Genomic DNA, 21,790 nt, shown 5'->3' with positions numbered 1-21,790 from the left:
TGAGTCGGGCACGGTCTAGTTGGTGCGGACGACCGCCTGGTCGCCGTGGGGACCGAACAGGTGCAGGATCTCCACCACCTCGCCCTCGGCGGGTCCGAACCAGTGGGGTTCACCGGTGTCGAACTCGGCCACCTCGCCGGGGCGCAGGCTGAGGCTCCGTTCGCCGATGACGAGGTGGAGCTCGCCCGCGAGCACGTAGAGCCACTCGTGGCCGGTGTGGGTCACCAGTTTCGGTTCCCGGTACGCCAGCACCTGCTTGAAGACCTGAACCCGGCCCGGGTACTGCGTCAGGGGGACCAGGACGCTCCCGTGGTCCCGGCGGCGGGGCCTCAGGTGGACGCGCGCGTCACCGGTGACCGGGGCCGCCACGAGCTGGTCCAGGGCGACGCGGTGGGTCCGCGCGAGCGGGATGAGCAGTTCGAGCGTCGGACGCCGCTTGCCGGACTCCAGGCGGGAGAGCGTGCTCACGGAGATCCCGGTGGCCCCGGAGAGGGCCTCCAGCGTGAGGCCGCGCTCGCGCCGCAGCGCACGCAGCCGCGGGCCGATGGCGTCGAGGGTCCGCCTGAGTTCCGCCTGTTCGGTGGCCTCGGCCTGTCCGGCGCGTTCGGCGCGTTCGCCGTCCCTGTCCATGGGGCCATTTTGCGGTACCGGCAAATTTCCTGGGCCGCGCCCGCCACCCGGTCCGAGCATGGGCCGACATCCGAAGCCGGCAGCCGACAGGCGGTCGCGGACCCAAGGCGGACCCATGACCACGACGATCCCGGCCGGAGCGGCCGCGGCGCCCGGACTCGGCCCGCGCCGCCGATGGACGGTACTGGCCGTCTGCGCGCTGAGCATGTTCCTCATCGGAGTCGATACCACCATCGTCAACGTGGGCCTGCCCGCGATCGGACGCGGCCTGGACGCGGGCATCCACGGCCTCGAATGGGTCGTGGACGCCTACACCATGGTCCTGGCCAGCCTCCTCATCGCCTCCGGCGCCCTCGCCGACCGCTTCGGACGCCGCCGGGTGTTCCGGTGCGGGCTGGTCGTCTTCGCTCTCGCGTCCCTCGCCTGCGCCCTCGCTCCGTCGCTCGGCTTCCTCGTCGCGGCGCGGGCCGTCCAGGGAGTCGGGGCCTCGATGCTGAGCCCGGTGGCCCTGGCCATCGTGGTCAACGCGATGCCCGACCCCCGGGAGCGGGCCCGGGCCATCGGCATCTGGGCCTCGGTCTTCGGGCTCAGCATGGCGGCGGGCCCGGTCATCGGCGGGGCCCTCATCGCGGCGTTCGGCTGGCGGTCGGTGTTCTGGATCAACGTTCCGGTGGTCGTCGGCGCACTCGTCCTGGTCGCGTTGTTCGTCCCGGAGTCCCGCGGACAGCGGGCCCGGCGGCTCGACCTGCCCGGCCAGCTCCTCCTCACCACAGCCGTGTGCGTCTCGGTCGGCGTCCTGATCGAAGGCCCCCGGATCGGCTGGAGCTCCCCCGCCGCCCTGGTCTGCTACGCCGTCGTCGCGGCGGCGACGGCCTTCGCCCGGGTCGAACTCCGCCGCCCCGAGCCCCTGATCGACGTCGGACTGTTCCGGCGGCCGCCCTTCGCCTCGGCGGTTCTGGGCGCGGTGGCGGTGTTCGCCGCGCTGAACGTGAGCCTGCTGCTCACCACTTTGTACCTGCAGGACGCCCGCGGCTGGACCCCGCTCGCGGCCGGGGCGGCGACCCTGCCGATGGCGCTCGGGGCCACCGTGTGCGGTCCGTGGTCCGGCGTTCTGACGGGGCGCCTCGGGCCGGGGCGTCCGCTGCTCCTCGCCGGTGGGTTCACCGCGGCGGGCGGGCTCTGCCTGGTGGACCTGGGCCCGGACACGAGCGTGCCGCGGCTCCTCGCGGCCTACCTGCTCATCGGCATCGGCTTCGGCTTCGCCAACGCGCCCCTCACCCATACCGCGGTCGGCGGACTTCCGCCGTCCCGCGCCGGGGTGGCCGGGGCCGTCGCCTCCACCGCCCGGCAAGTCGGAGCGGCGGTCGGCATCGCCGTCGCGGGGGCCCTGGCCGCGGGCGCCGGCCCGGACGGCCTCGCCCGGGCGTCCCGGCCGGGCTGGCTGCTCGTGACGGCCTGCGGACTGTTCCTCTTCCTGGTGGCCCGGGCCGCGCAGGATCCGAAAGAGACGGCCTAGGCGGGAAACGCGTACCAGCGGCGGTGGACGTACGGCTCGACGCACAGGACCGCCACGCCCGCCACGGCTCCCACCAGGAGCGAGGTCCAGCCGCCGCCGGCGACGAGCGATCCGGCGCAGGCGGCGGCCACGACCAGCGGCCGGGCCAGGGTCAGCGGGCCCAGCCCGACGACCACGGCGAGGGTGCCGGCCCGGAACGGCAGCGCGAAGTAGGCGGCGAGCGAGAGCCCGACGGCGAGGGCGTAGGCCCCGAGCGGGACGAGGAAGCCGGTCCCGCCGTCTACGAGGGCCCCGTACGCCCGGTCCGGGTCCTCGGCGAGCAGCAGGACGGCGCCGGCCGTGAGGGCGGGGGCGAGCAGCAGGACGGCGCCGACCGCCAGCCCGCGCAGGGACGCCCGGACGACGGCGCGGTGCTTGCGGATCCGGGCGTCCCGGCCGGCGTAGGCGCGGAAGCCGCTGAACGCCGCGTCGACGAGGCCGAGCGCGGCGAGGGGCAGGACCGGGTTCATCGCGCGGCCCCCGCCCCGGCTCCGGCGGCGGACCAGGACGCGCCGTCGTGCCCCGGCGGGCCGCCGCGGGTCAGGTGCTCCGCGCCCACGAGCCGACGGGAGGCGCGGCCGAGGGCCTGGCGCAGGGGGTCCTCCAGGTAGGGACGGATGCCGAGGACCGGGCGCAGCGTGGTGCAGAAGGGGTTGGAGAGCCCCCGGGGCTCGTAGAGCAGCGGCCGGATGCCCGGTACGGTCGCGGCGCGCAGCAGGGTTTCGTCCGAGTGGGCGCGCCGGGCGGAGACGACCCCGTCGTGGCGGCCGAGCGGATGGCGCATCCGGGCCCGGTGGAACATCCAGGCGCCCACGGGTGCCATCCGGGTGGCGGCGATGTCGAAGTGGCAGAAGGCGAGCGCCGGGGAGTCGGCCTGCGCCTCGAAGAAATCCGCGAGCGCGGGGCCGCGGAAGTGGTGCAGCAGCCCGGTGGAGACGTAGACGGTGGCGACCTCCGGCAGGTCGAAGGCGTTGCCGTGGACGAACCGGCAGTCGAGCCCCTCGGCGCGGGCCAGCCGGTCGGCCTCGGCGACGAGCGCGGCGTCGAGGTCGACGCCGATCAGCTCGACGTTCGGGCCCAGGGCCCCGGTGGACGCCAGCCGGCGGACGAGGTACCCGAGCCCCGATCCGATGTCGACCAGTCGGAACCGGCCGCGGCGGCCGGCGATCTCGCGGATCGCCTCGAACAGCGGGTCCAGTACGTGCACCAGCCGTTCCCCGATGCGCAGTTCCTCGCTGAGCCGCTGCAGCTCGGTGTGGACGCCGATCATCAGCCGGTCCACGGCGAGCGGGTCGAGCACGTCGTCCGGACCGGCCGGCAGCCCGGCGACGATCCGGGCCCCCCGCGGGTCCCCGGCCTCGTCGAGCCGGCGGACCACATCGCCCCGGCGCACGGGGAGTCGCGCCCCGCTGAGCGGATCGGTGACGGTGATCAGGTCGGATATCTCAAGGTGGGGCACGACCGGAACTTTATCCCCCGTCGGCCGGTCAGCCGCAGGTCAGCCCCACTGCTCGAGGCCCAGCTTGACCACCAGGGCCCCGACGACCGTCAGGAGCACTCCGCGGACGAATCCGCTGCCCTTCTTCAGCGCCATCCGGGCTCCGACCATGGCGCCGGCCAGGTTGAACACGGCCATCAGGGCGGCCAGTTGCCACAGCACCATGCCCTGGTAGGCGAACATGGCGAGCGCTCCGGCGTTGGTGCACACGTTGACGATCTTCGCCGTGGCCGAAGCCGTGACCAGGTCGAGGTGGAGCAGGGCCGTCAGCGCCAGGACCAGGAAGGTGCCGGTGCCGGGTCCGATGAGGCCGTCGTAGAAGCCGATGCCGAGGCCGGCCAGGGCGATGGTGAGCAGGACGCGCTGTCGGCTGACGGGCGCGGCTCCGGGAGTGGTGCCGAAGGCGGGGCGGAAGAGGACGAACGCCGCGACGACGACCAGCACCACCATGATCAACGGGCGCAGCGCGTCCTTGCTGATGCCGCCGGCCAGGGCGGCCCCGCCCATCGAGCCGGCGAGCGCGGCCAGACCGATGCGGACGGCGAGCTTCACGTCCACCGGGGTCTTGCGCAGGTACGACACGGCCGCGCCCGAGGTCCCGACGATGGCCACGGCCTTGTTGGTGCCGAGGACGGTGGCGGGGTGGGCGTTCGGCAGGCCGAGCAGCAGGGCGGGCAGGAGCAGTAGGCCGCCACCGCCCACGACGGCGTCGATCCAGCCGGCCGCCGCGGCGGCCACGCACAGCACGATGATCATGGTTGTCGATATGTCAGGCACGGCCCGACCCTATGGAGGCGTTGGGTGCACTGGCCATCAATCCCCGGAAACTTGCGCAAAGGTTGAGCTTTGCCTGGCCGGAGCCCGGTCCGGGGCCACGGGAGCCGACGGATCCACCGCCGCCGTCAGCACGCTCGCCGCCAGCACACTGGCCAGCCCGAGCCCGGCCGCCAGCCGCCGGGCGGGCGGTACGGATCCCAGCGCGGCCAGCACCGCGTGCGCCGGCGAGGAACGGGGCCTGCGGTGCCGGGCCGCCGCCACCTTCGGCCCGCCGGGCACGCGAGGCCCCGGTCCGGACCGACCCGGGCCCACCTCCAGCACGCCCAGCACTCGAGGACCGAGTCCGGACCGGCCGCCGTCCACCTCCAGCCCGCCCGGCACGTGCGGCACGTGCGGACCCGGTCCGGACCGGCCGGGGCCCACCTCCAGCCCGTCCGGCGCTTGAGGACCGGGTCCGGGCAGAGCCCGGGGAACGGGCGAAGGGCGGGTAGGGGATGAGCCCCGCGAAGCGGGAAGGGACACGGGCAGGGCGACGTGCAGCGGGTGACGCATGGTGCGGCGACCTCTCGGGAGGCGGAAGCGGAAGCGGGCTCAGCGGCGGGCTCAGAAGCCGAAGCACTCGGCGTGGATCCGCCCCGCCGGCACCCCGGCCCGCACCAGCGCGGACTGGGTGGCGTCCGCCATGCCGGGCGGCCCGCACAGGTACACGTCGTGCTCGGCCAGCTCCGGGACCAGCGCGGCCAGCGCCTGTGGAGCCAGCGGGTCGAAGGCGGCGCCCGACGGCCCGAGCAGGTAGTGCAGCCCGGCCTGCCGTTCGGCGGCGATGGCCTCCAGTTCGGAGCGCAGGACGAGGTGCTCCTCGGCGCCCGCCCGGTAGAGCAGGGTGATGTCCCCCGGCCCGCCGGGCAGGGTCTCGAACAGCGCCCGCATCGGGGTGATCCCGACCCCGCCGGCGATCAGCAGCACCTTGGTCCGGGTCCGGCGGGCCGCGGTGAGCGCCCCGAAGGGCCCGGTGGCGAGGACGCGGGTGCCGGGACGCAGCCGGCGGATCCGGCGGGAGTGGCCGCCGAGGGCCTTCACGGTGATGCGCAGGGTGTCCCCGCGGACCGGCGCCGACAGCGAGAACGGCAGCGCGGTGTGCCACAGCCTGCGCTGCAGGAACCGCCAGCGCAGGAACTGCCCCGGCTCCGCGCGCAGCTCCGCGAGGTGCTCCCCGTAGACGAGGACGGAGACCACCCCGGGCCCCTCCGTGCGCACCTCGGCGACGCGCAGCGCGTGCCGCAGGGCCTGGCGTACGGGGACCACGGCGCGGTACCAGAGCAGCAGGACGGCGACCACGGCGTGGGCGAGGGCCCAGAACCAGGCGACCAGGGCCAGGTCGGGCCCGGCGAGCTGGTGCCCGAAGGCGAGGGCGGCGGCGAGGTACACCAGGAGGTGGACCCCCCGCCAGGTTTCGTGGCTGACCCGGCGGCGTACGGAGCGGGCGGAGGTGATGCCGACGGCGACCAGGAGGACGGTCCCGATCGCCGCGGCGGCCAGCGCCGGGTAGCCGAGCAGCTCCCGGACGGCGGAGAGCACGTCGACCCCCTCGTGCACGGCGTAGCCGCAGAGCGCGAAGGCCGTGTGCCCGAAACAGAGCAGCAGGACGTGGCGGCCGCCCAGCGCGTGCCAGCGGGCGAGCCGGGCCGCGCCCACCCCGTGCTCGACGGCGGGAACCCGGGCCATGAGGAACAGCAGGACGAGCACCCCGTACCCGGCGAGCAGGCCGGTCAGGTGCGCGGCGGTGGCGAACAGCGCGTCGAGCCGGGCCGAGGGCCGCACCTGCGCGGCCCACAGCAGGGCGACGGTCCCCGCCCCGCCGAGCATTCCGCCCTTGACCCGAACCGCCATGTCTCGCTCTCGCATACGGCCACGCTAAGGGCGGTCCGGTGGCCTCCCCGGCCGTCCCGCTGATCCTTAAGGCGGCCTTGAGCAACGCCTCACGGGCGCTTAACCCGCACGCTGAGGTCGGCGTTCCGTCAGGGAAACAACGGCGATGCCGTGGGGAAACAGCGGCCCCGCACTCTCGTGTCATGACCTCGGAACAGCAACGCGTGGTGGTGATCGGCGGCGGCCTCGCGGGCCTGCGGCTCGCCGCCCGGCTGGGCGGGGACGTACGCGTCCTCGGTGAGGAGGCGCACGCCCCCTACAACCGGGTCCTCCTCGCGGAGGTCCTGGCCGGCCGGTACGCGCCGGAGGTGACGGCCCTCCCGGCCCCCGGTCCGGCGCTGCGCCGGGCCGTACGGGCGGTCCGGATCGACCGGGCGGAGCAGGTGGTGCACTGCGACGACGGCACGGTCGAGCCGTACGGCACCCTCGTCCTGGCCACCGGGTCGAACCCGGTCCTCCCTCCCCTCCGCGGCCTGTTCGAACCCGAGGGGCGCGAGCTCCCGGCCGGGGTCCACGCCTTCCGCACCATGGACGACTGCCTGGCCCTGTCGGAGGCCGTACGTCCCGGCGTGCGCGCGGTGGTGATCGGCGGCGGCCTCCTCGGCGTCTCGGCGGCCCGCGCCCTGGCCGAGCGGGGCGCGCAGGTGGTCCTCACCCAGCAGGGCGAACGCCTGATGGAACGCCAACTCGACGCGGAAGCCTCGGAACTCCTGCACACCCACCTGGCCGACCTGGGCGTGGAGATCCACACGGAATGCCGCGTCCGAGGCCTGGCGACGTCACCGCACCCTGCCGGCGGCACCAGCCGAATTCCAGCCCCTCCGGCGTTCGAGGAGCGGGCCCGGGCAGAGTCCGGAACGCCCCCCAGGGCCGCCACACCCGGAGCCACCCGCACCCCGGGCCTGCCCGCAAGGACCGATCCCGGCCAGGGGCCCCGCCGGGTGACCGGCGTCGATCTCGCCGACGGCTACCGCCTCGACGCCGACCTCGTCGTCCTCGCCTGCGGCGTCCGCCCCCGCACGGGCCTCGCCCTGGCCGCCGGCCTGGACGTCCGCACCGGCATCCTCGTCGACGACGAGCTCCGCACCAGCGACCCCCGCATCCACGCCATCGGCGACTGCGCCGAGCACGCGGGCCGGGTGTACGGCCTGGCCGGGCCCGCCCTCGAACAGGCCGACGCCCTCGCCGGCGTCCTCCTCGGTACCGGCGAGGGACTCACCGCGGACCCCGCCTACGCGGGCACCCGCGCCCTGACCCGCCTCACCCTCACCGCCGGCGGCGACCGGCCCCTCGACCTCGCCGCCTTCGGCGAGACCACCCCGCTCCCCGGCGACGACGTGGTCCGGCTCACGGACGCCACCCGCCGCACCTACCGCAAGGTCGTCGTCCGCGGCGACCGCCTCGTCGGCGGGGTCCTGCTCGGCGAACTGTCCAGCGTGGGCGCCCTCGCCCGCAGCTGGGAGGACGGCGAGGCCCTGACCGACCTGCACCACCTGCTCACCGACGACGGAGGCTCCTGATCATGGCCGCAGCCACGCCCACGCCCGCCCCGGGCACCGCCCAGGCCACCGCCCAGGCCACCGCCACGACCGCCGGGACCCGGAAGCCCGCCCTCGTGCTCATCGGCCACGGCATGGTCGGCCAGCGCTACCTGGAGGCGCTCGCCGAACTCGGCGCGACCGCCACGCACCGGATCACCGTGCTCTGCGAGGAGCCCCGCCCGGCTTACGACCGCGTGCACCTCACCTCGTACTTCTCCGGCAGCACCCCCGAGGACCTCTCCCTCACCCCCGCCTCCTTCATGGAGGAACACGGGATCGCCCTGCACCTCGACGACCCCGCCGAGACCATCGACCGCGACGCCCGCACCGTCACCTCCCGCACGGGCCAGGTGTTCCCGTACGACGTGCTCGTGCTCGCGACCGGCAGCTACCCCTTCGTGCCGCCCGTCCCGGGCAAGGACGCCCCGGGCTGTTTCGTGTACCGCACCATCGAGGACCTCCTCGCGATCGAGGAGTACGCGAAGACGCGCACCACCGGCGCCGTCGTCGGCGGCGGCCTGCTCGGCCTGGAGGCCGCCGGCGCGCTCAAGGGCCTCGGCCTCGCCACCCGGGTCGTGGAGTTCGCGCCCCGCCTGATGCCCGTCCAGGTCGACGAGGGCGGCGGCGCGGCCCTGCTCCGCACCATCGAGAACATGGGGCTCACCGTCCACACGGGCGTCGGCACCCAGGAGGTCCTCACCGGCGAGGACGGCGCGGTCAGCGGCATGAAGCTGTCCGACGGCTCCAGCGTCGCCACCGACCTGGTGGTCTTCTCCGCCGGCGTCCGCCCCCGCGACCAGCTCGCCCGCGAGAGCGGCCTCGACGTCGGCGAACGCGGCGGAATCTCCGTCGACGCCCGCTGCCGCACCTCCGACCCGCACGTCTACGCCATCGGCGAGTGCGCCCTCGCCTCCGACGGCCGCGTCTACGGCCTGGTCGCCCCCGGCTACGAGATGGCGGAGACGGCCGCGGCGGACCTGCTGGGCCGCGAGAAGGAGTTCACCGGCGCCGACCTCTCCACCAAGCTCAAGCTCCTCGGCGTGGACGTGGCCTCCTTCGGCGACGCCCACGGCGCCACCGCCGGCAGCCTCGACGTCGTCTACTCCGACTCCCGCTCCGGCGTCTACAAGAAGGTGGTCGTCTCCGCCGAAGGCGTCCTCCTCGGCGGCGTCCTGGTCGGCGACGCCGACTCCTACGGCCTGCTGCGCCCGCTCACCGGCTCCGTACCGCCCGTCACCCCCGAGCAGCTGGTGCTGCCCGCCGGCGTCGGCGCACCCGTGGCGCTCGGCCCGGCCTCGCTCCCGGACGGCGCGGTGATCTGCTCCTGCCACAACGTCACCAAGAAGGCGATCACCGCCCACAGCACCGTCCCCGAGGTCAAGAAGTGCACCAAGGCGGGCACCGGGTGCGGAAGCTGCCTCAAGGTGATCGGCCAGCTGATGCCGCCCGCCGCCGACAAGGGGCTCTGCGGCTGCTTCCCCTTCACCCGCGCCGAGCTCTACGAGATCGTCCGCACCCTGCGCGTGACCTCGTACGAGCGGCTCCTGGACAGCCACGGCCGCGAGGAGGCGCGCGGCGGCGAAGGCTGCGAGGTCTGCAAGCCCACCGTCGGTTCGATCATCGCCTCGCTCGCCCCCACCCTCGGCGCGAGCGGCTACGTCCTGGACGGGGAGCAGGCCGCCCTCCAGGACACCAACGACCACTTCCTCGCCAACATGCAGCGCAACGGCTCGTATTCGGTCGTCCCGCGCATCCCCGGCGGCGAGATCACCCCCGACAAGCTGATCGTGATCGGCGAGGTGGCCCGGGACTTCGGCCTCTACACGAAGATCACCGGCGGGCAGCGCATCGACCTCTTCGGCGCCGCCCTGGACGACCTCCCCCGCATCTGGGCCCGGCTCGTCGAGGCCGGATTCGAGTCCGGTCACGCGTACGGCAAGGCCCTGCGGACGGTGAAGTCCTGCGTGGGCCAGACCTGGTGCCGCTACGGGGTCCAGGACTCGGTACGGATGGCCATCGACCTGGAGCTGCGCTACCGGGGCCTGCGCGCCCCGCACAAGCTCAAGTCGGCGGTCTCCGGCTGCGCCCGCGAGTGCGCGGAGGCGCAGAGCAAGGACTTCGGGATCATCGCGACGGCCAGCGGCTGGAACCTCTACGTCGGCGGCAACGGCGGGGCCACCCCACGCCACGCCGACCTGCTGGCCCAGGACCTGTCCGACGCCGAACTGGTGCGGCTCATCGACCGGTTCCTGATGTTCTACATCCGCACCGCGGACCGGCTGGAGCGGACGTCCACCTGGCTGGACCGGCTGGAGGGCGGCCTGGAGCACCTGCGGGACGTGATCGTGCGCGATTCGCTCGGGCTGTGCGCGGAGCTGGAGTCGCTGATGGCCGACCACGTGGCGCACTACCGCGACGAATGGGCCGAGACCCTGGACGACCCGGAGCGGCTGCGCCGGTTCGTGTCCTTCGTCAACGCCCCCGGCGCACCCGACCCGAGCGTGAAGTTCGTCCCCGAGCGCGGCCAGGTCAAGCCCGACCTGACCGTGCTGACCCTGGAGCCCCTGGGAGGCACTCGATGACCGTGGAACTGCAGGTGGCGGAGGGCTGGCTCACCGTGTGCGAGCTGTCGGCGCTGATCCCCGGGCGCGGGGTGGCGGCGCTGCTGCCCGACGGGAGCCAGGCCGCCGTGTTCGTCGACCGTGCGGGACGCCCGTACGCCATCGGCAACCGGGACCCCTTCACCGGGGCACAGGTGCTCTCGCGCGGGCTGGTCGGCTCGGCCGCCGGACGGCTCTTCGTGGCCTCGCCGCTGCTCAAGCAGCGCTTCGACCTGGAGTCCGGGCTCTGCCTGGACGACGACGAGGTGGCGGTCCGGACGTACCCGGTACGGACCGCCGCGACCTCGGCCTGAGGGTCCTCGAACCGATCGGCCCCGGTCAGGACTGGATCACCGCCGGGTCCATCCACATGATCTCCCAGGTGTGGCCCTCGAGGTCGTCGAAGGCCCGGCCGTACATGACGCCGTGGTCCTGGGCGGGGCGGGGCTCGGTGGCGCCGGCCGCCAGGGCCCCGTCGACGAACTCGTCGACGGCGGTGCGGCTCTCCGCGCTCAGACACAGCAGCACCTCGGAGGTGGTGGTGGCGTCCGCGATGGCCTTGTGGGTGAAGTCCTTGTACCGCGCCTCGGTCAGGAACATGGCCACGATCGAGTCGGTGATGGGCATCGAGGCGCAGTTCTCGTCGGTGAACTGGGCGTTGAAGGTGTAACCGAGCTTGCCCCAGAAGGTCTTGGTGGCCTCGAGGTCCTTGACCGGCAGGTTGACGAAGATCATGGTGGAGGACATCGCGGTCCCTCTTCTCTCGGTGCGTCGGCGTCGCTTTCGAGAGGTAGACCACGGGTTCCCGGGAAACTCATCGCTCCGCGCGAAACCTCTTCAAGGTTTCCCGAAGCCGCAGGTCAGGCCACGGGCGAGCGCAGCTGCAGGGCCGCCAGCGGTACGAAGCCCAGCCCGTCGGCGCTCTCCAGCGAGGCGCCGGCGCCGGCCAGCCGCTTGTGCAGGGCCAGCGCGATCCGCTCGCCCTGCGCCTTGGCCCGCTCCGCGTTCGGCCCCCGGTGCAGTCCGTCGATCGTGGCCCGCCACAGCTGTACCCAGCGGCCGAAGTCCTCGGCGGTCATCTCACGGGCCGCCTGGAGGGCCGCGTGCGGGGCGAAGGCGTCGCGCCGGTAGTCGGCGCTGCGGAAGAGGGCCCGCTCCCAGAAGTCGGTGATCCGGGGCAGGTGCACGTCGAGGTCCGTGCCGGCGATCTCGGTGAAGAAGGGCCCGATCCGCGGGTCGGCGAAGGCCGCCGTGTAGAAGCGGCGCAGCACGACGTCGAGGTCGGCTCGGCCGGTGATGTCGAAGACGGCTGCGTGAGGGCTCATGGGTCCACCATCCTCCCGCACCGGGGCCCTCCCCAGGGTAGAAAGTCCCGCAATACGTCGTCCCGGGCGTCCCGATATCCCGAAAATCCCTCCAGACGGATTGACCCCGAGCCGGTCGCTCCCTCTTCATATGGAATTGACGTCACGTCAACTCAGCACTTCTAAGTTCCTCGACGCGTGTGCGACTCCGCGTCCGACCGGGCGCGGAGCCTCCTCCTCCCACAGGAGTGACCGTGGAACGTCGTACCTTCCTTCGCGGGGCCGTCATCGGCTCCTCGGCCGCCGCCTTCGGCGGCACCTTGATGCACGGCGCGGCCTACGCGGCTCCCGCCCAGCCCGGCGCCGGCCCCTACGGGGCGCTCGGCGCGGCCGACGCGAACGGCATCATGCTGCCGGCCGGCTTCACCAGCCGGGTGATCGCCCGATCCGGCCAGAACGTCGGCTCCACCACCTACAAGTGGCACAGCGCGCCCGACGGCGGCGCCTGTTTCGCCGACGGCACGGGCTGGATCTACGTGTCCAACTCGGAGATCTCCTCCACCGGCGGCGCCAGCGCCGTGAAGTTCGACTCCTCGGGTTCGATCACCTCCGCCTACCGGATCCTGTCGAACACCAACCGGAACTGCGCGGGCGGCGCGACCCCCTGGAACACCTGGCTGTCCGCCGAGGAAGTCAGCCTCGGCTACGTCTACGAGACCGACCCGTGGGGCGTGAACGCCGCCGTACGCCGCTCCGCGATGGGCCGCTTCAACCACGAGGCCGCCGCCGCCGACCCGGTCCGCAAGGTCATCTACCTCACCGAGGACGACTCCAGCGGCTGCTTCTACCGGTTCGTCCCCACCACCTGGGGCAACCTCTCCACCGGCACCCTCCAGGTCCTCAAGGCCGGCACGGCCACCTCGGGCTCCTTCACCTGGGCCAACGTGCCGGACCCGGACGGCTCCCCGACGGTGACCCGCAGCCAGGTCTCGGGCGCGAAGAAGTTCAACGGCGGCGAGGGCTGCCACTACGCCAACGACACCGTGTGGTTCACCACCAAGGGCGACAACCGCGTCTGGCAGCTCAACGTCGCCACGAACACCTACGAGCTGGCCTACGACGACTCCCTCGTTCCCAGCGGCACGGCCCCGCTGACGGGCGTGGACAACGTCACCGGCTCCTCCTACGGCGACCTGTACATCGCCGAGGACGGCGGCAACATGGAGATCTGCGTGATCACCCCGGACGACGTGGTGGCCCCCTTCCTCCGGATCACCGGCCAGTCCTCCTCGGAGGTCACCGGCCCGGCCTTCTCCCCCGCCGGCAACCGCTTCTACTTCAGCAGCCAGCGCGGCACGAGCGGCAGCTCCTCGGGCGGCATCACCTACGAGGTCACGGGCCCCTTCCGCGTCTGACCGGGCCCGACCGGCATGTGAGGCGCGCGCGTCGGGGGGCAGAGCCCCTGGCCGAATCCAGCCCCGCCGGCGTTTGAGGCGCGGGGGTCCGGGGGCAGAGCCCCTGGCAACGGCCCCGCACCGCACCACCGGCCGGGGGCCAAATCCAGCCCCGCCGGCGTTTGAGGCGCGGGGGTCCGGGGGCAGAGCCCCTGGCAACGACCCCGCACCGCACCACCGGCCGCACCCCGGCGGGGTCTCGAACCCGCCGGGGCGCGGCCCGTTACGACATCACGGCCCCGCCCTTGAGCAGCGCGGCCCCCAGCGGCGTCACCGTGTGCAGCACGGCGTTGCCCCGCCGCAGCGTGGTGACCAGCCCAGCCTCCCGCATCACCCCCGCGTGCTGGCTCGCGGAGGCCAGCGAGACCCCGGCCCGCCGCGCCAGCTCGCTCGTGGTGGCCCCGTCGCCGATCGCCTGGAGCACCACCGACCGGGTGTGCCCGACGAGCTTGCCCAGGGTGTGCTGGCGGTGCCGCCGCCGCTCCTCCGCCGGCCGGGCCGCCTCACCGCCGGCCTGCGCCGAGGACGACTCGGCCGCCGCCGGATACACCAGCACGGGCGGCAGCTCCGGATCGTGCAGGGTCACCGCCGTGCGCCGGCAGAAGAAGGAGGGCTGGAGCAGCAGCCCGCGCCCCCGCAGCCGTACGTCCCGGTCCACGGGGTAGTCGCACTCCAGCACCGGCGCCCGCCACCGCAGCATCGGCGGCAGCGAGGCCAGCAGCTCGTCCGCTCCGCCGTCGAGCAGCGCCCGCCCCCGCGCGGCCCGCTCGGCCTCGATCTGCGCCTGGATGTGGCTCCAGTACGGCTCCACGGCCGCCCGGTGGTACCCGCGCAGCTCCCCGAGCAGCCGGGGCAGGTGCGCGGTGTCCCCCTCCATGAAGTCCCGCAGCCGCCTGGGGACCAGGGCCTCGGGGCCGCGGGAGGCGGCGCCGCCCGCCGCAGCCGGCATCCCGAAGGCCGCGGCCATGCCCGAGCCCGCCTCCACGCCCCGGCCGAGCAGGGTGAGTTCGCGGCGCAGCCGCTCGGGGCGGATCCCGCGCAGTGCGTCGAGGCCCACGTCCCACCCGTACCGCCCCTCCACGGGGGTCAGGAAATCGGGGAAATATCCGCGGCTCGGTATCAGCGCACCGAGAAGTCGCGTTTCACCATTCAACCTGGTGCGCGTTTCCGCACGCCACTCGCCGAAGAGCCGGGTATCGCGCCGGTCCCGTAAGCGGTGAAAACTAAGAATCGTTTCCCACAACGCATCCGGACGCCCTGCCATCCTTACGCGCGCGAGGTCCACTCCAGTGAAATGGATACGCAGCACCCGAACCCCCACCTGTGCAACCGCAATCCCCCCGCCCCTCGAGTATGCACGCCGTCACACGTGGTCACCATGGCCTTTCAGCCACAGTTGAAACCCCTTTCGGCGGAGGTGTGACAACCGAAATCCTGTACTCCGCCGGGCACACTCCGGCGCGACCGAAACGCTCCGCGAAGGCCGTGGGGGGCTTTGCGGGGCCTGGCGGTCGGTCGCACCGGGAAGCGCCGACGTGTCCGGCGGATTGGCGGCAGGCGGTGGACGGGTGGGGATCCGTCCACCGCCTGTTGCTGTTAAGGCATCTGGAACAACTTTGAACCAATACTGGGCCCGGGGAACGCCGGGGAACGACCGCGAACGCCGAGGAACACCGGGGAACGCCGTGGAACACCGGCCAAGGCCGGGGAAATAGACGCGCCTGCCACCGGACGTCAGGGAACCCGGGGGCAGGCGCGGTCAATGGGGGCCCCTGCGTCGGGGCCGCGGAGCGGTCAGCGGCTGTCGCTGCCCTTCGCCTCGGCGGCGGCGCGGCCGGCCTCCAGGCGCGCGACCGGAATCCGGAACGGCGAGCAGGAGACGTAGTCCAGGCCGACCTCGTGGAAGAAGTGGACGGACTCGGGGTCGCCGCCGTGCTCTCCGCAGACGCCGAGCTTGAGGTCGGGGCGGGTGGCCCGGCCGGCCTCGACGGCGCTGCGGACCAGCGTGCCGACGCCGTCCCGGTCGATGGTCTCGAAGGGCGAGACCCCGAAGATGCCCTTCTCCAGGTAGGCGGTGAAGAAGCTGGCCTCGACGTCGTCGCGGGAGAAGCCCCACACGGTCTGGGTCAGGTCGTTCGTGCCGAAGGAGAAGAACTGCGCGGCCTCGGCGATCTGGCCGGCCGTGAGGGCGGCGCGGGGCAGCTCGATCATGGTGCCGATGGTCAGCTTGAGGTCGGTGCCGGTGGCGGCCTCGACCTCGGCGATGACCTGGTCGGCCTCCTCGCGGACGATCTCCAGCTCCTGGACGGTGCCCACGAGCGGGACCATGATCTCGGCGCGCGGGTCGCCCTTGGCGTTCTTGCGCTCGGCCGCGGCCTCGGCGATCGCCCGGACCTGCATCTTGAACAGGCCGGGGATGACCAGGCCGAGGCGGACGCCGCGCAGACCCAGCATCGGGTTCTGCTCGTGCAGCTTGTGCACGGCCTGGAGCAGGCGCAGGTCGTTCTCGTTGGCGTCCTTGCGGGACTCGGCGAGGGCGACGCGCACCGACAGCTCGGTGATGTCGGGCAGGAACTCGTGCAGCGGCGGGTCGAGCAGGCGGACGGTGACGGGCAGTCCGTCCATCGCCTCGAACAGCTCGACGAAGTCCTTCTTCTGCAGCGGCAGGAGGGCACCGAGTGCCTCCTCACGCTCCTGGTCCGTGTCCGCGAGGATCAGGCGCTCGACCAGTTCGCGGCGCTCGCCGAGGAACATGTGCTCGGTGCGGCACAGGCCGATGCCCTGGGCGCCGAAGCGGCGGGCGCGCAGCGCGTCCTCGGCGTTGTCGGCGTTGGCGCGCACGCGCAGCCGGCGCACGCGGTCGGCGTAGGCCATGATCCGGTGCACGGCGGCGACGAGCTCGTCGGCGTCGTCGGCGCCGGCGTGCATGCGGCCCTCGAAGTACTCGACGACCGGAGACGGTACGACGGGTACCTCGCCGAGGTAGACCTTGCCGGTGGAACCGTCGATGGAGACGACGTCGCCCTCTTCGACGACCGTCCCGCCGACCGTCATGCGGCGGCGCTTGGTGTCGACCTCGAGGTCCTCGGCGCCGCAGACGCAGGTCTTGCCCATGCCGCGGGCGACGACGGCGGCGTGCGAGGTCTTGCCGCCGCGCGAGGTCAGGATGCCCTCGGAGGCGATCATGCCGTCGAGGTCGTCGGGGTTGGTCTCGCGGCGGATCAGGATGACCTTCTCGCCGGAGCGGGACCACTTGACGGCCGTGTACGAGTCGAAGACGGCCTTGCCGACGGCCGCGCCCGGGGAGGCGGCGATGCCGCGGCCCAGCAGGGTGGTCTTGGCATCCTCGTCGAAGCGAGGGAACATCAGCTGCGCGAGCTGGGCGCCGTTGACGCGCTGGAGGGCCTCGGCCTCGTCGATCAGCCCCTGGTCCACGAGCTGGGTGGCGATGCGGAAGGCGGCGCCGGCGGTGCGCTTGCCGACGCGGGTCTGCAGCATCCACAGCTGGCCGCGCTCGATGGTGAACTCGATGTCGCAGAGATCCTTGTAGTGGGTCTCCAGCGTCGTCATGATCGTCATGAGCTGGTCGTACGAGACTTTGTCGATCGTCTCCAGGTCCGCGAGCGGCACGGTGTTGCGGATGCCCGCGACCACGTCCTCGCCCTGGGCGTTCTGGAGGTAGTCGCCGTAGACGCCCGCGTGGCCGGTGGCCGGGTCGCGGGTGAAGGCGACGCCGGTACCCGAGTCGGGGCCGAGGTTGCCGAAGACCATGGAGCAGATGTTGACCGCGGTGCCCAGGTCGCTCGGGATGCGCTCCTGGCGCCGGTAGAGCTTGGCGCGGTCGGTGTTCCAGGAGTTGAAGACCGCTTCGACGGCGAGGTCGAGCTGCTCGCGGGCGTCCTGCGGGAAGTCGCGGCCGGCCTGCTTGGCGACGATCTTCTTGAAGCGGGTGACCAGCTTCTTCAGGTCGGCGGCGTCGAGGTCGGTGTCGACGGTGACCTTCTTGGCGGCCTTGGCCTCGTCGAGGGCTTCCTCGAACAGCTCGCCGTCCACGTCGAGAACGGTCTTGCCGAACATCTGGATCAGGCGGCGGTACGAGTCCCAGGCGAAGCGCTCGTTGCCGGCCTGGGCGGCGAGACCGGTGACGGACTCGTCGGAGAGGCCGATGTTGAGGACCGTGTCCATCATGCCCGGCATCGAGAACTTGGCGCCGGAACGCACGGAGACCAGCAGCGGGTCGTCCGACTGGCCGAGCTTCTTGCCCATCTTCGCCTCGAGGGCGGCGAGGTGCGCGCTGACCTCCTCGCGCAGCTCGGCCGGGGCCTCGCCGCTGTCGAGGTAGACCTTGCAGGCCTCGGTGGTGATGGTGAAGCCCGGGGGGACCGGCAGACCCAGGTTGGTCATCTCGGCGAGGTTGGCACCCTTGCCACCGAGAAGGTCCTTGAGGTCGCGGTTGCCCTCCGTGAAGTCGTAGACGAGCTTCTGATCTTTGTTTTCCGACACGGGTCTCGACTCCTCGAGGCTCGGTGGCTGCCCTGACGGCCAGGAACATACCCAGATCGAAGGCTTATGGGTACGTCCACTTGGCGGTCATGCGGCCGTAACCACCTGGGTGCCAGCCAATCGAATGTAACTGGCGAGTAGCCGAAACCTACGAAGACTCTTCAGGTCCCGAAGCCCAAGGTGCCCACTGAGGCTTGTTTCTGCTCCGATGAGCGATCATCGATACATTTGCGTTCAAGACTTGAACGAACAAAGGGTGGCACCCAGTGCCACCCTTTGAAAGTCTTACCCGTGACCAATACGCTCATCTGAGCGAAACCTCACCCATGCGTGGCGTATGTCACGCCACCGGTGGCACGTTTTGCCACCACTTTCTCAGCCTCCGGACGTGTCCAGTTCGGCATCCTCACTCACGCCCGCACAGTCGTAAGGATCCTTCAACCAGCCCTCGGGCAGGACAACCCGGTTGTTTCCGGACGTACGACCCCTCGGGCCGTCCGCGCTGTCCGGCCAGGGCTGATCCAAATCCAGCTCGCTCAGATGAGCATCCAGCTCGGCCAGGGAGGAGGTGACGGCGAGCTTCTGCCGCATCTCCGAACCCACCGAGAAGCCCTTCGTGTACCAGGCCACGTGCTTACGGAAGTCGATCACCCCGCGCGCCTCGTCGCCGATCCACTCCCCCAGCAGCTGGGCGTGGCGGAGCATGGTCTGCCCGACCTCCCGCAGCGTGGGCTTGTGGAAGTCCTCGGGACGCCCCTCGAAGGCCGCCACCAGGTCGTTGAACAGCCACGGGCGCCCCAGGCAGCCGCGCCCGACGACGACGCCGTCGCAGCCGGTCTCACGGACCATGCGCAGCGCGTCCTCGGCGCACCAGATGTCGCCGTTGCCGAGCACGGGGATCTCCGGCACGTGCTCCTTGAGCCGTGCGATGGCGTCCCAGTCCGCGGTGCCGCCGTAGTGCTGGGCGGTGGTGCGGCCGTGCAGGGCTATGGCGGTGATGCCCTCCTCGACGGCGATCCGGCCGGCATCGAGGTAGGTGAGGTGGTCGTCGTTGATGCCCTTGCGCATCTTCATCGTCACCGGCAGGTCGCCGGCGCCCGCGACGGCCTCGCGCAGGATCGCGCGCAGCAGGTGCCGCTTGTACGGGAGGGCCGATCCGCCGCCCTTGCGGGTGACCTTGGGCACCGGGCAGCCGAAGTTGAGGTCGATGTGGTCGGCGCGGTCCTCTTCGACGATCATGCGGACCGCCTTGCCGACCGTCGCGGGGTCGACTCCGTACAGCTGGATCGAGCGGGGCTTCTCGGTCTCGTCGAAGTGGATCAGCTGCATGGTCTTCTCGTTGCGCTCGACCAGGGCCCGGGTCGTGATCATCTCGCTCACGAACAGCCCCTTGCCGCCCGAGAACTCGCGGCACAGGGTACGGAACGGGGCATTGGTGATGCCGGCCATCGGCGCGAGCACCACCGGGGGCTGCACGGTGTGCGGGCCGATCGCGAGAGGCGGGGGGAGCGTGGTCATCTCACCATTGTGGCCCAGTCGTGCCGTTGATCGCATGTCGTTAGTTAGGCGTACTATCGGCCCATGGACGAGCTGACCCAGCGGCGACGCCTGCTGATCCTGACGATCTGCTGCATGAGCCTGCTCATCGTCAGCCTGGACAACACGGTCCTGAACGTCGCCCTCCCCGCCATGCGCCGCGATCTGGACGCCTCCGTGGCCGGCATGCAGTGGACGATCGACGCGTACACGCTGGTCCTGGCCTCGCTGCTGATGCTGGCCGGCTCCACCGCGGACCGGATCGGCCGCCGCAAGGTGTTCATCGTCGGCATCGTGCTCTTCACCGCCGGCTCGGTGCTCTGCTCGCTCGCGCCGAGCCTGGGCTGGCTGATCGCCTTCCGGATGATCCAGGCCGTCGGCGGCTCGATGCTCAACCCGGTCGCCATGTCGATCATCACCAACACCTTCACCGAACCGCGCGAGCGCGCCCGCGCCATCGGCGTCTGGGGTGCGGTCGTCGGCATCTCCATGGCCGCGGGCCCGCTGATCGGCGGCGTGCTCGTGGACTCGGTCGGCTGGCGGTCCATCTTCTGGATCAACCTCCCCGTCGGCCTCCTCGCCCTCGTCCTGACCCTGCGCTACATCCCGGAGTCCCGGGCCGACCACCCGCGCCGCCCGGACCCGGTGGGGCAGCTGCTGATCATGGGGCTGCTCGGCTCGGTCACCTTCGGGATCATCGAGGCCCCCGCGGCCGGACTGCGCTCCCCGCTGATCCTCGGCTGCGTGCTCGTCGCCGTCGCCTCCCTGGCCGGGCTGGTGGCCTACGAGTCACGGCGGGCGGAGCCCCTGATCGACCCGCGGTTCTTCCGCAGCGCCCCCTTCAGCGGGGCCACGGTGATCGCGGTCAGCGCCTTCGCCGCGCTGTCCGGGTTCCTGTTCCTGAACACCCTCTACCTCCAGGACGTACGGGGTCTCGGCGCCCTGGACGCGGGCCTGTACATGCTGCCGATGGCGGCCTTCGCCTTCCTCTGCGCGCCCGTGTCGGGACGGCTCGTCGCCAGCCGGGGACCGCGGCTGCCGCTGCTGGTCGCGGGCGTGACGATGAGCGCGAGCGGGCTGCTGTTCGCCGCGTTCTCGGCCGAGAACTCGACGCCGATGCTGTTCTGCGGGTACGTGCTCTTCGGCATCGGGTTCGGCCTGGTGAACGCGCCGATCACCAACACCGCCGTCTCCGGGATGCCGCGCGCCCAGGCCGGCGTGGCCGCGGCGGTGGCCTCCACCAGCCGGCAGACCGGCGGGGCGCTGGGCGTGGCCGTCGTCGGCGCGGTGCTGGCCGCCGGGCTGGCGGGCGCGTCCGGGGCCGGATCCGCCGGATCCGCCGCCGCGTTCGTGGCCGCGGCCCGGCCCGCCTGGTGGATCATCACGGTGTGCGGACTGCTCGTCCTGTTCGTCGGCTTCGCGACCAGCGGCCCCTGGGCCCGGGAGACGGCCCGGCGCACGGCCCGCGCCCTGGAGCCGCAGGCCGGCCCGTCGAAGACGGGCGCCGCACCGCTGCACTGAGCCGACGGCTGCGCGGCCCCCGGACCGCCGGACCGCCCGCCCACCCGCCTACTCGTCGCAGGCGAAGTCCTCGCTGCGCGAGTCGATCCGGTCCAGCAGGCCGCGCAGCGCGTCCTGGTCCCGGTCCGAGAGGCCGGCGAACAGTGCGAGTTCCACCGCGTCGAGGGCCGCGTTCGTCTTCGCGAGGGCCGCGGTTCCGGCGTCGGTGATGGCCACGTTGTGGCGGCGGCGGTCGGCCGGGTCCCGGCGGCGCTCGACGAGTCCGCCGCCCTCCAGGTCGTTGAGGATCCCGACGAGCACGCTCGGGTCCACCTCCAGCCGCTCCGCCAGCGCGCCCTGCCCGATGGGCCCGCCGTCCAGGTGCATCAAGGTCATCGCGTGGCGGGGGGTGAGTCCGGCGGCGCTGAGCGCCTTCTTCATGCGGGTCTGGGTGACCGATCCGTGCCAGGCCAGCAGCATGCCCAGCCGCTGCGGGGAGTGCGTGGGGTCCTGAGGCGCCGTCATGTCCACATCGTAACAACCGGGAAATGATTGCGCTCTGCCGATCATTGATGGTATTCAATGATTCCATCCCATCGATCGTTGGAGCCCGCCATGTTCATCGCCTACGCCGTCGTCGCCGGACTGCTCGCCCTCACCCTCGCCGCGTCCGCGACCTTCACGCTCCAGCGCAACCCCGCGATCACGGAGAGCATGGCGAAGGTCGGAGTGCCGGACTCCTGGCTCCCCCGGCTGGCCGGCCTCAAGGCGGCCGGTGCGATCGGCCTGGTCGCGGGCCTGTGGCTGATCCCGCTGGGCATGGCCGCCGCCATCGGCGTGACCCTCTACTTCCTCGGCGCGATCGTCGCCCACCTGCGCGCGAAGGACTACGCCTTCGCCCCGGCGGCCGTCCTCGCCCTGGTCGCGGTAGCGGCCCTGGTCCTGCGCGTGACGTCCTGACGG

The 21,790-nt window shown here is 72.4% G+C and carries 18 protein-coding genes; 7 read left to right on the top strand and 11 right to left on the bottom strand.

The genetic code is table 11. From position 1 onward, the window contains the following. Positions 1-15: 15 nt before the first annotated feature. Positions 16-630, bottom strand: a complete 615-nt coding sequence (locus AC6CKD_RS13750; RefSeq protein WP_498327456.1) for a helix-turn-helix domain-containing protein — start codon at positions 628-630, stop codon at positions 16-18. Between the two features lie 115 nt (positions 631-745). Here AC6CKD_RS13750 and AC6CKD_RS13745 point away from each other — a divergent pair, with 115 nt between their 5' ends. After that, positions 746-2,146: an MFS transporter gene (locus AC6CKD_RS13745; RefSeq protein ID WP_498327455.1), complete on the top strand. Its 1,401-nt coding sequence runs from the start codon at positions 746-748 to the stop codon at positions 2,144-2,146. Here the strand turns inward: AC6CKD_RS13745 and AC6CKD_RS13740 are convergent. The 4 genes from AC6CKD_RS13740 to AC6CKD_RS13725 form a co-directional block, all read right to left on the bottom strand. Further along, the gene (locus AC6CKD_RS13740; protein ID WP_498327454.1) at positions 2,143-2,655 is read right to left on the bottom strand and encodes a hypothetical protein; all 513 of its coding nucleotides are present in this window, start codon (positions 2,653-2,655) and stop codon (positions 2,143-2,145) included. The two genes, AC6CKD_RS13745 and AC6CKD_RS13740, sit on opposite strands and share 4 nt — an antisense overlap. Continuing rightward, positions 2,652-3,644 carry a class I SAM-dependent methyltransferase gene (locus tag AC6CKD_RS13735; protein ID WP_498327453.1) on the bottom strand — a complete coding sequence of 331 codons (993 nt, stop codon included), beginning with the start codon at positions 3,642-3,644 and terminating at the stop codon, positions 2,652-2,654. Before AC6CKD_RS13735 ends, AC6CKD_RS13740 begins: the two co-directional genes overlap by 4 nt. Before the next feature lie 39 nt (positions 3,645-3,683). Beyond that, entirely contained in the window at positions 3,684-4,460 is a 777-nt protein-coding gene (locus tag AC6CKD_RS13730) for a sulfite exporter TauE/SafE family protein (protein WP_498327452.1), read from the bottom strand. Between the two features lie 603 nt (positions 4,461-5,063). Continuing rightward, on the bottom strand, positions 5,064-6,365 hold the full coding sequence (locus tag AC6CKD_RS13725; RefSeq protein WP_498327451.1) for a ferredoxin reductase family protein: 1,302 nt from the start codon (positions 6,363-6,365) through the stop codon (positions 5,064-5,066). 167 nt (positions 6,366-6,532) lie between these two features. On the opposite strand from AC6CKD_RS13725, the gene AC6CKD_RS13720 reads away from it, so the two are divergent. Genes AC6CKD_RS13720 through nirD form a run of 3 tightly spaced genes read left to right on the top strand, consistent with a single transcriptional unit; the run spans position 6,533 to position 10,844 of the window. Then, complete coding sequence (locus tag AC6CKD_RS13720; protein ID WP_498327450.1) at positions 6,533-7,909, top strand: NAD(P)/FAD-dependent oxidoreductase; 1,377 nt, start codon at positions 6,533-6,535, stop codon at positions 7,907-7,909. 2 nt (positions 7,910-7,911) lie between these two features. Next, a complete protein-coding gene (gene nirB / locus AC6CKD_RS13715) occupies positions 7,912-10,512 on the top strand; it encodes a nitrite reductase large subunit NirB (protein WP_498327449.1) in 2,601 nt (866 codons plus the stop codon). Next, complete coding sequence (nirD, locus tag AC6CKD_RS13710) at positions 10,509-10,844, top strand: nitrite reductase small subunit NirD (protein WP_498327447.1); 336 nt, start codon at positions 10,509-10,511, stop codon at positions 10,842-10,844. Before nirB ends, nirD begins: the two co-directional genes overlap by 4 nt. 25 nt (positions 10,845-10,869) lie before the next feature. On the opposite strand, the gene AC6CKD_RS13705 is transcribed toward nirD, so the two are convergent. After that, positions 10,870-11,277, bottom strand: coding sequence for a VOC family protein (locus AC6CKD_RS13705; protein WP_498327445.1), 408 nt, complete (start codon positions 11,275-11,277; stop codon positions 10,870-10,872). Between the two features lie 113 nt (positions 11,278-11,390). Then, positions 11,391-11,855, bottom strand: a complete 465-nt coding sequence (locus tag AC6CKD_RS13700; protein ID WP_498327444.1) for a group III truncated hemoglobin — start codon at positions 11,853-11,855, stop codon at positions 11,391-11,393. Positions 11,856-12,088: 233 nt separating this feature from the next. Between AC6CKD_RS13700 and AC6CKD_RS13695 the strand changes: the two genes are divergently transcribed. Then, on the top strand, positions 12,089-13,249 hold the full coding sequence (locus AC6CKD_RS13695; protein WP_498327443.1) for an alkaline phosphatase PhoX: 1,161 nt from the start codon (positions 12,089-12,091) through the stop codon (positions 13,247-13,249). 262 nt (positions 13,250-13,511) lie between these two features. On the opposite strand, the gene AC6CKD_RS13690 is transcribed toward AC6CKD_RS13695, so the two are convergent. From AC6CKD_RS13690 to dusB, 3 genes are all read right to left on the bottom strand, one after another. Continuing rightward, positions 13,512-14,597: an ArsR/SmtB family transcription factor gene (locus AC6CKD_RS13690; protein WP_498327441.1), complete on the bottom strand. Its 1,086-nt coding sequence runs from the start codon at positions 14,595-14,597 to the stop codon at positions 13,512-13,514. Between the two features lie 485 nt (positions 14,598-15,082). Continuing rightward, on the bottom strand, positions 15,083-17,791 hold the full coding sequence (gene ppdK, locus AC6CKD_RS13685; RefSeq protein WP_498327440.1) for a pyruvate, phosphate dikinase: 2,709 nt from the start codon (positions 17,789-17,791) through the stop codon (positions 15,083-15,085). Positions 17,792-18,166: 375 nt separating this feature from the next. Next, positions 18,167-19,309 carry a tRNA dihydrouridine synthase DusB gene (dusB, locus tag AC6CKD_RS13680; protein ID WP_498327439.1) on the bottom strand — a complete coding sequence of 381 codons (1,143 nt, stop codon included), beginning with the start codon at positions 19,307-19,309 and terminating at the stop codon, positions 18,167-18,169. A gap of 63 nt (positions 19,310-19,372) precedes the next feature. On the opposite strand from dusB, the gene AC6CKD_RS13675 reads away from it, so the two are divergent. Then, entirely contained in the window at positions 19,373-20,848 is a 1,476-nt protein-coding gene (locus AC6CKD_RS13675) for an MFS transporter (RefSeq protein WP_498327437.1), read from the top strand. 48 nt (positions 20,849-20,896) lie between these two features. Here AC6CKD_RS13675 and AC6CKD_RS13670 read toward each other — a convergent pair whose 3' ends face one another. Further along, on the bottom strand, positions 20,897-21,352 hold the full coding sequence (locus AC6CKD_RS13670) for a MarR family winged helix-turn-helix transcriptional regulator (protein ID WP_498327435.1): 456 nt from the start codon (positions 21,350-21,352) through the stop codon (positions 20,897-20,899). 90 nt (positions 21,353-21,442) lie between these two features. On the opposite strand from AC6CKD_RS13670, the gene AC6CKD_RS13665 reads away from it, so the two are divergent. Continuing rightward, complete coding sequence (locus AC6CKD_RS13665) at positions 21,443-21,787, top strand: DoxX family protein (protein ID WP_498327434.1); 345 nt, start codon at positions 21,443-21,445, stop codon at positions 21,785-21,787. Positions 21,788-21,790: the final 3 nt, after the last annotated feature.

This window comes from Streptomyces sp. GQ60 (genome assembly GCF_059758875.1).
Note: the sequence above shows the minus strand (reverse complement) of the source record. Positions and strands in the feature narration are given on the sequence as shown.